Source organism: Kordia sp. (genome assembly GCF_045105435.1).
GTDB lineage: Bacteria > Bacteroidota > Bacteroidia > Flavobacteriales > Flavobacteriaceae > Kordia.
The window spans coordinates 1-8,596 of the sequence record NZ_JBGCDL010000277.1 but is presented as its reverse complement, the minus strand read 5'-3'; the positions used below and the strand labels follow the sequence as shown (position 1 = coordinate 8,596).

The window sequence follows — 8,596 nt, the reverse complement described above, 5'->3', positions numbered from 1 at the left end:
CTACAGCAGTATCATCACATACTTCATACGCTATTTGAAACGTATCTGGAATTTGTGTTGTCCCTACAATTAAACTTACGTCACCTATGCGAGAACAGCCGTTTATTGTTTCAATCGTAGCAAAAACTTGTCCGCTATTACTACTATTGTACGCTGTATCATTTATGATTGGATTGTTCGTATTTTCCGCATCTGCAAAACTTTCATAATAGGTAAAAGTTTCGTTATCAGAATCGTTTGATAATAAAGAATTGGCTTCCGTTAAGTTGAAATCAGATAAACCATCCGTATCATCGTCACATTGAAGCAATGCGACAGGTTGCAAGACTACAGGAAGTGGATTTACAATGATATTGAACTCAATTGTATCAAAACAATTTGGATTGTCTACATTTTCAATACGTGCTATTATTGGATCTCCACCGGTAATCGTATTTCCGTTAACCGTTGTGTTCGCATACATAGTTGGTAATACATTCATAGCATCGTTTGCGTCTGCTTGATTAGCATAATATGTAATGTTGAATTGCATCATGTCTTGTCCACCTAAAACTTCCGAGTCTAATGTAGAAAGGTTGAATGTGGAAAAACCGTTTGTATCATCACCATCTGTGTCATCGTCACAGAGTTCATAGTCAGTTACTGCATTTGCCGTTGGCTGATCAAACACATCAAAATCAAATGAAGTTGTATCAAAACAAGTAGTATTGTCATTATTTTCGATACGAACAAAAATTGGTTCTAATTCATAAGCAACTTGATTCGTGTATGGACTTACTAGCGGATTCGTGTTTGCAATTGCATCAGCTTCACTTGGATGAAAAGTTACTGTAAATAACATATCATCTTGTCCGTTTAGTACAGTTGTTGCAAGTACATCAAAATCTAATGTTGAAAAACCATCATTGTTATCATCACAGATAAGTTGATCTTCAATTGGGTTCGCAACAGGTAATGTAAATATAGAAACAGTTGCTTCTCCCATTAACGGACATTCGCCATTGTTTTGCTCAATTTGTACTTCATATAATCCAGCATCAGCAAGTGTTACATTTGTTAGATTGAGTTCAAAAGTAGTTTCAGCTAATGGATTTCCATTAAATGTCCACGTATATGTTGCACCAGCAATATCATCCGCCATAAGCGTATAATCTTGTGTGGTGCATAATGAAAGTTCTGTCATAGAAACTCCATTACGAATAATATCAACAGGCGTTGCAAATAGTGATTGAATAAAAGGCGGTAATCCAATTCTTGATAGATTGGTATTTGTGTTTGTGATGTCTAGTAATATTCCGTTCTGATTGTAAATAACTGCTGCGCCATCGGCTTCTGGATTTTCAATGACACCTAAAAAGCGACCTGTATTTGCCGTATTGCTAAAATCGAGTAATGCACGGTATATTTTTCCATCAATTCCTACTTGAATTGCGCCAGCAGAAAACGTAAATGAATCGTTTACAGTAAATTGTGACGCAGGAATATCTGCGGATAATAAGTCGTATTGTAATAGTAAGCTGTTTCCTGTCCCACTATTTCCGAGTCCGACAGTAGCATATAATTTGGTTCCTTCAGGAGAAAATTCGACACCATAAGGAGAATCTCCATTGTATAATTCGAGTTCATTACTTACAATTCCTGTTGCGTTATCAAAGTCGTATAACATTACTTTTCCAGGACCGTTTCCACCTTCAACATTAGCCAAACCTAAATGTGCAGCAGCAAGTTTGTCTCCTTGTGGAGACGCTTTTAAGTATCCAAGTGCATTTCTGCGGTAGCCAGAAAGCGGAATTTCTGTAGGCGTACTACTAACTACAGGAGTTGTGTCTACACCAACATTGTCAACTTTAAACGCATAAAAATCATCTATGAAGTGTGTAAGTACCCAAAATGATTCACAATCGGAACTTTTTACAGCTGATATTTTTTCAGAACATTTAAATCGTGTTTCGTTAGTATCTGTTGTGTCATAAGTGATTAAAGGAACATTTTTTTCGGAATTGATAACAAAACCAATTCCATCAGTCATGTCAACCGCGGTGTAATTTAATCCGTTGTTTACGCCACCATCATCGTGATGTGGTTCATCAACCGTAAAAATGTAATAGATATTTGGATCTTGAGGTTTAGGAATGATCAACGCAGAAGATGTACTAGAGCTATCACCATTTAATCCTGTACCATTGGTCATGACTAGATGGTTTCTATTCCAAACGGTAATTCCATCAGAATAGAATAATAAGTTTCCATCTGTATCAGAAATAGAAGCACAACCTTCAAGAGTGTTAAGGCTTCCATCAGTAACGGCAGTTACTGTGCCTGTATCAGGATCAAATTGTAATCCTGCATTTTGACCAAAATACCAGTTTGCAGCTTCTCCTTGTGCAAATAATAGTGTTGGCAATATGGCAAGAATAAATAGTAATTTTTTTTTCATCTGTAATTGATATTTTCTAAACTATAAAACGCTCAATAATCCTGTTTAATAACTCTTTTACAGCGTTATTATTTTGCATTTTCGAGAATTGTTCTTTTTTTTAGTGAGTAGGGCAGAAATAAGAATTTACAATAGTTACCAAAATTTACGCATTATTGGGGGAAAAATGGTGTTTCTTATACCGAGATACTTCATAGCAATTTTCCATACTCAACAGCCGACAAATATACTAATTACGGACTAAAAAAAGAGCGAATTTCTTCGCTCTTTCTGTATAATCTATTGGATTTGTATGCTGTTTTGTTATAAATCTCGTTTTTTGAGTAATTTGAAGGATAGATATATATACGTTGCAATCCATGTGAATGAAATAACAAGCTCATACCAGTGCAATGCGTAATCTGTCTCCAAAACTCGTCCTGGGTTATTTACATTTGCCATTCTGTATACAGGCTGTTCAATTAAATTCCACATAGATGTGTATGGGAAAAACTGAAATACTTCTCTGGCAGTTTCTTTATCAAACCATACATTTTCTGTTAATGCATATAAAATCATTTCCACGATGTATAGAATGAATAGGAAACCTAATGCAAATGCAGAACGCTTTATTAATACGCCAATCAATAAACAGAGACTGAAAAAGGCAAGTAGTTTAACAAAGTAACCGATTATAAATTCTGAACCATCAAAAATGGTATTTAAACCGAAATCATTAGCAGGCAAGTGCGAAATTCCTAATATCAATGTAATAACAAATACAAGTACAGTTACTAGCGCGGTATATGCAAGAATGAAATAAAACTTGGATAGAATGACTTCTTTTTTACTTAAACCATCAATCAAATTCTGTTTCAGTGTCCGATTGCTGTATTCGTTTCCAATCATGGAGACGACGACAATGGCAAAGAATAGTTTAAAAAAGGCAATAAAAAAGGTAGTAATATGCCAGATATATGGAAATTCAAATATCTGTGTTTCAGATAAGTCAATAGTAAATAAGCCAAAAAAGTTAATTTTTATGGCAGAAAGGATCAATATGGACAATGGAAAAACAAAAGAGATATAAATAAGTATTCTACTGGTTCTATTTAACCATAGTTTTTGGAATTCTATTTGTAATAAACGTAACATAGTCGTTGTTGGATAAAATTAATTAGATTCATTTTCAGTAAGCATTAAGAATTGCTCTTCCAAGCTTTCTTTTCTATTTACTAAGTGCGATAACACAATACCTTTGTCAAACATGGTTTGATTGAAATCGGCTGCGTTTAAAGGCGCTGTTAGGAAAGCAGTGATCAATCCATCTTCTTTTTTGATCGTTCCAAAAGAAGCATGTTGTTCTAAAATACTCAGTAATTCCACTTCTTTATCAGTATCGGTTTTTAACTCAAAAAATCCTTGACTTGCCACCATTTCATCCACGCGACCCGAATAAATTTTTTCTCCTTTTCGCAGAATAACGACATGCGAACATACTTTTTCAACTTCATCCAACAGGTGAGAAGCCAATAAAATGGTGGTTCCTTGCGTCGCAATATCTTTAATAATCTCTCTAATTTGGTGAATTCCTTGCGGATCCAATCCGTTAGTAGGTTCATCTAAAATTAAAATTTCAGGATCGTTTAGCAACGCAGAAGCAATAGCCAAACGTTGTTTCATTCCTAAAGAAAAGGTTTTAAACTTGCTATCTTTTCGATCTATAAGTCCTACCAGTTGTAGCTTTTCTTGAATTTTGTCTTTAGATACATTTTTAATTTTACAAACCAGCTTTAAATTGTCATAAGCGGTCATGTACGGGTAAAAATTTGGTCGTTCAATAATAGCACCAACACGTTTTAAAGCATCGTGTACAGCAACATCACCATTAAACCAGTGAAAATTTCCAGAAGTTTTGTTTACAACATTTAACACCATTCCTAACGTAGTAGATTTTCCACTTCCGTTTGGTCCTAAAATACCGTAAACATTCCCTTTTTCTATGGTAAATGATAAGTTTTGTACTGCTTTGACATTTTTGTAATTTTTACTCAGATTTTGTAATGAGAGAATAGTTTCCAATGTAATTCAGTTTTTTTTGATTGATATATACTTGACGACTCATTTTTGAAATTGTTACAAAATATACGGAAAGCTTTTTTAAAAAGAACATTTTCTGATACTCGTGTAATCTCCATAGCGTTTGTTAAATAGTGTACTAATGTATACAAATGTACCAATTGACAGCATGAAATAAGTTGTAGGTTATAATTCCACATTACTTTAGAATTATGAAAAAGGTGGAAGCTGAAAAACCGATCTGTAAACAGAGTAGGCAAATTAAAATTATATGATTATGTTAAAAAACATTTTAGGAATTAAAGGAGTTTCAGAATTAAATAAGAAAGAACAGATAAACATTACAGGAGGTAATGGTGGTGTATCTGAGGCAGATTGTAATACTTGTGACGGATGGTACATCGGAAACGGATACTGTGTCGTCGATCAATCGCGAAGAGAATGTTTGATTGCAATTAACAATGGAGATTAAACCGTAACAATGAAATTATAATTAAAAAAAAGCCTTTATTGTAACAGTAAAGGCTTTTCAATTTATGCTTTTTATCCTTTATTGAAATACTTGAATAATAATAAGCAGTTTTAGAACTAGATGATGTATTTTTAAATTTGAATACCAAAATAAAATACAATCCGTCAATGGAAGAACCAATCATATCAAAAAAGAAACCTGCATTTCCCGTAAATACATTATTTAACGAATACCTTTCTGAACACCGTAGAACCATAAAAATTCCAATATTTTATGACGATTTATTACGATTTCAAGGTTCTATTGTAGTTTACGATGCAGATGAAAATGATACACTTTGGGTGCGAGCGTATTACAACGAATTTGAACGACAAGAAATTGATCTGAGCTTAAAAAAAGTATACTCAATTTTACATTCAGATGGAAATGAAGACATTATTCAATACCTAAATGTAGATGCAATTGATTATTGTACGTTTGGAAACTCAAAACCATTTCGAATAAAAATACGAAACATATTAAATGACAATTACACATATTTTTATGTAAAAACAGCGGATGCTTCTCGAATTTACGGTTTAGAACTGGAACACATTTTATCACCAAATAACCTCAATTTTTTAGTCTACAAAAACACACTCATTGAAGAACATATTGCAGGAATTCCAGGCGATGTTTTTATTGAAAACATGCTTGAAGATTGTACTACTTCCGAGAAAGCACAAATTGCAAAAGAATTTGTAAAGTTTAACGAACGTTGTATGATTCGCTTGTTAGGAGATATGCGTTCCTATAATTATGTAATTGTACCAACGCACGATTTTGACAATGTAATTTTTAAAATTCGCCCAATTGACTTTGATCAACAATGCTACGAAGGAAAATTTAGAGTGTACTTGCCACAGTTTTTTAAAGAAAACAATAAAATGGTGCAATTGGTTGGCGAAAAACTGCAAGGAGATTCCATAGAACAATACAAAGCGGAAGAACGTTCCATCATTGCAAAACGAATGCTGAGTTCGGAAAGTCGTATTCAAGAACTATTAGTGTGCATGCAGAAAGATACCTTATCTACCAAAGAAAATGTGGCGGCATTGACACAAAGAGTTTTTGAAGTCACAAAAGATATAAACTTCAAAAAACTAAGTACCATGGGCGATCTGTTATACCAAGCATTGCACTTTGTGCGAAGAAACTATGAAAATGTAAATAGATAGAAAAAGTGTTTGCATATCATAAAATACAAGTTAAATAGTGTCCTAAAGGGTACAATTGCACCAATTCTACTACCAAAACAAATTGTAAAATAAAATTTCTATCTAATTTTAAATGTGACAAAGGTAGCAGCCGAAAAACCTCAATTTGAATAGAGTAGGCAAAGTAAATTATATCGTTATGAAGAAAAAAAAATTAAAAAAATTTAGCCTTAACAAAGAATCAATTTCTAAACTCAGTAGCGAACAACTATATGGCGGCGGCACTGTAACTTCTCGCTATAGTAGATGTAATACGGCGGATGAATTTATGTGTAATACATGCGATTTAACCAAGTGTTTACTAGGGCAATAGCAATTGCTATTTAGCTACTTATTTAGTAGATCATTTTTAAAAAATAAAAAGGCTGTCTAAAAAGTTATAATTTTGTCAAACCGAACTTAATTCGGTTTCGCATCACAGTTGAAAATCAGCTTTATGGGATTCTGGATCAAGTCCAGAATGACGACTTTTAAAACTTTTTAGACAGGCTTTTTTAATTTATGCTTTTTGTTCTTTATTAAAATAAACCAAGTAATAATACATTTGCTTTTCTTCATCCCAACCTTTTTCTACAAACTTCTCGGCAGATTCAGGATTAATGAAATCCATTTTAATCTGAATATTCGTGTCTAAGCTAATCGTATTCTTGATACTTTTTCTGGCAGAAGAAACCGCTTTGTTTGCAATTGGAAACTCAGAAACATCTTCAATACTATATTTTGGACCTTTCTCAACTTTATAATGCTTAAACTCTGGAATTAAATCTGGATTTTCAATCACATCATTTAAAAACTCAGTCTCTTGAAACGTATCATTTTTTGCGAAATGATTCACCGCACGGTTCATAAACATTACTTCTTCTTTCTTGTCTTCCGCTGGGAAAACAACATCTTTAGCGAAGTTTTGACAGAACTTTAAGTATTTTTTCGTGTAAAAGTTTTCATCAGCAAACGCGTCCACACCTAAAAAATGATCCAACCAATATTTAGTATCATACTTATTACTGTCCACAGAAAGAATTTTATAACCTTCTTCCTTTTTTACATTAAAAATAATACAACCTTTATCCAATTTATTCAACGAAACTCCTTGTTGGAATAACACCTCTAAATTGTTTTCTTTTTCTTCAAACTGAAGGAAATCGTTTTTAATCTCTGATTTAAAAATCCCGACAGCATCTACTTTTTCATTATCAATCACCACATTTTCAAAATAGCCAACATACACTTCACCACTTTTAATGTGCGGATGTTGCGATTGCTCAAAAAGTAACGAAGCAATCTTCTTTGAATTCTCATGAACCGTTGCCGAATCGTTAAAAATAGCAGTTACAATAGCGTACAATTGATTGAACTCTAAATCAACTTCATTCGTGAATTGAAAGTAATTTTCTTCCTTTTCTCTAAACGGTTTAAAAAAGTATTCTTTTAATAATGGTGTAATTTCATCCGTTAATTGATACGGTTCTGATGAAAGAAATACATTTTCGTTTCTGCTTTTATTCCCAACTTTGTGAATGGATAAGGAATCTACTTGTGCGCTGTATAAATTGATCATTATTAAGGTGTAATTTTTTTATTTTGTTTGTTGTTATTTCACTTTCGTGGGATGTGTTCAATTGTCACTTTCATTTTCGCAAGGTACTTTCGCGTTAAGGATGGAGGCTTTGTTGAAGCTCCTCTTTTGAGAGCGACTGCCGAGAGCCTGACCATTTTTTAGTGCGGACGCAACTTAAAAAGTGGGAACGCCCAAAAACTAGTTAACTATGATTATTAAACTTAGGTAATAAAACTTACCAATTTAAGCTAGCTGAGCCTGTCGAAGCTAGTTCCAATTTTCATCAAAATTCAGACTGTCGTAATCATTAATATCCAAATCTTCGTCATCGTCCATTCCGTACGGATCTTTTTCTGCTTCAAACTGCTTATCTGGCGCGCTATCTGGAAGAATTCCGTGAGAAAATAACAAATTCGGGTACGATTCGCCGTTTACAGGTTCGGCAATTTCTGCCAATTCAATCAAAAACGTCCACATATTCAAAAAATCATACACATAAATCATCCGTGTTTGATCTTCTGAAAACATACCGTCTAAAGTAGTTTCATTCATCAATCGGATTGAATCTTGTCCTTCGCTCATATCAAATTGCGAAATTTCTTCACCTTGATTCCATTCGTCATCACTCACATAAAAAGACGCCATTTCCATTCCATCAAAACCAAATGCTTGTGTAATGGCATTATTGAAGTCTTCGAATGTCGCATCTTCCTGAATTTCAATGTCTCTAAAGACATCTTCTGCTGCATCTAATATTACTCTGAATCTATAAATCATGCTCATTAAAAAAATTGGATTGCAAATTTACGAAGTTT

The 8,596-nt window shown here is 33.5% G+C and carries 7 protein-coding genes and 1 pseudogene; 3 read left to right on the top strand and 5 right to left on the bottom strand.

Annotated elements, in window-relative coordinates:
• The 3 genes and pseudogenes from AB8B65_RS14190 to AB8B65_RS14180 form a co-directional block, all read right to left on the bottom strand.
• Window positions 1–2,437: pseudogene (locus AB8B65_RS14190) on the bottom strand (CUB protein); the annotation flags it as partial.
• Between the two features lie 303 nt (window positions 2,438–2,740).
• Window positions 2,741–3,571 (bottom strand): ABC transporter permease, encoded by an 831-nt coding sequence (locus AB8B65_RS14185; RefSeq protein WP_405301804.1) that lies wholly within the window; start codon window positions 3,569–3,571, stop codon window positions 2,741–2,743.
• 18 nt (window positions 3,572–3,589) lie between these two features.
• Entirely contained in the window at window positions 3,590–4,498 is a 909-nt protein-coding gene (locus tag AB8B65_RS14180) for an ABC transporter ATP-binding protein (protein WP_405301802.1), read from the bottom strand.
• Window positions 4,499–4,772: 274 nt separating this feature from the next.
• Here AB8B65_RS14180 and AB8B65_RS14175 point away from each other — a divergent pair, with 274 nt between their 5' ends.
• From AB8B65_RS14175 to AB8B65_RS14165, 3 genes are all read left to right on the top strand, one after another.
• Window positions 4,773–4,967 (top strand): hypothetical protein, encoded by a 195-nt coding sequence (locus AB8B65_RS14175; protein WP_405301800.1) that lies wholly within the window; start codon window positions 4,773–4,775, stop codon window positions 4,965–4,967.
• A 167-nt stretch (window positions 4,968–5,134) separates the two neighbouring features.
• On the top strand, window positions 5,135–6,184 hold the full coding sequence (locus AB8B65_RS14170) for a hypothetical protein (protein ID WP_405301806.1): 1,050 nt from the start codon (window positions 5,135–5,137) through the stop codon (window positions 6,182–6,184).
• A 178-nt stretch (window positions 6,185–6,362) separates the two neighbouring features.
• A complete protein-coding gene (locus AB8B65_RS14165) occupies window positions 6,363–6,536 on the top strand; it encodes a class I lanthipeptide (protein ID WP_405301799.1) in 174 nt (57 codons plus the stop codon).
• Window positions 6,537–6,722: 186 nt separating this feature from the next.
• On the opposite strand, the gene AB8B65_RS14160 is transcribed toward AB8B65_RS14165, so the two are convergent.
• Both AB8B65_RS14160 and AB8B65_RS14155 read right to left on the bottom strand, forming a co-directional pair.
• On the bottom strand, window positions 6,723–7,781 hold the full coding sequence (locus AB8B65_RS14160; protein WP_405301797.1) for a nucleoid-associated protein: 1,059 nt from the start codon (window positions 7,779–7,781) through the stop codon (window positions 6,723–6,725).
• A gap of 267 nt (window positions 7,782–8,048) precedes the next feature.
• Window positions 8,049–8,558, bottom strand: a complete 510-nt coding sequence (locus tag AB8B65_RS14155) for an IS1096 element passenger TnpR family protein (RefSeq protein WP_405301805.1) — start codon at window positions 8,556–8,558, stop codon at window positions 8,049–8,051.
• Between the last annotated feature and the right edge of the window lie 38 nt (window positions 8,559–8,596).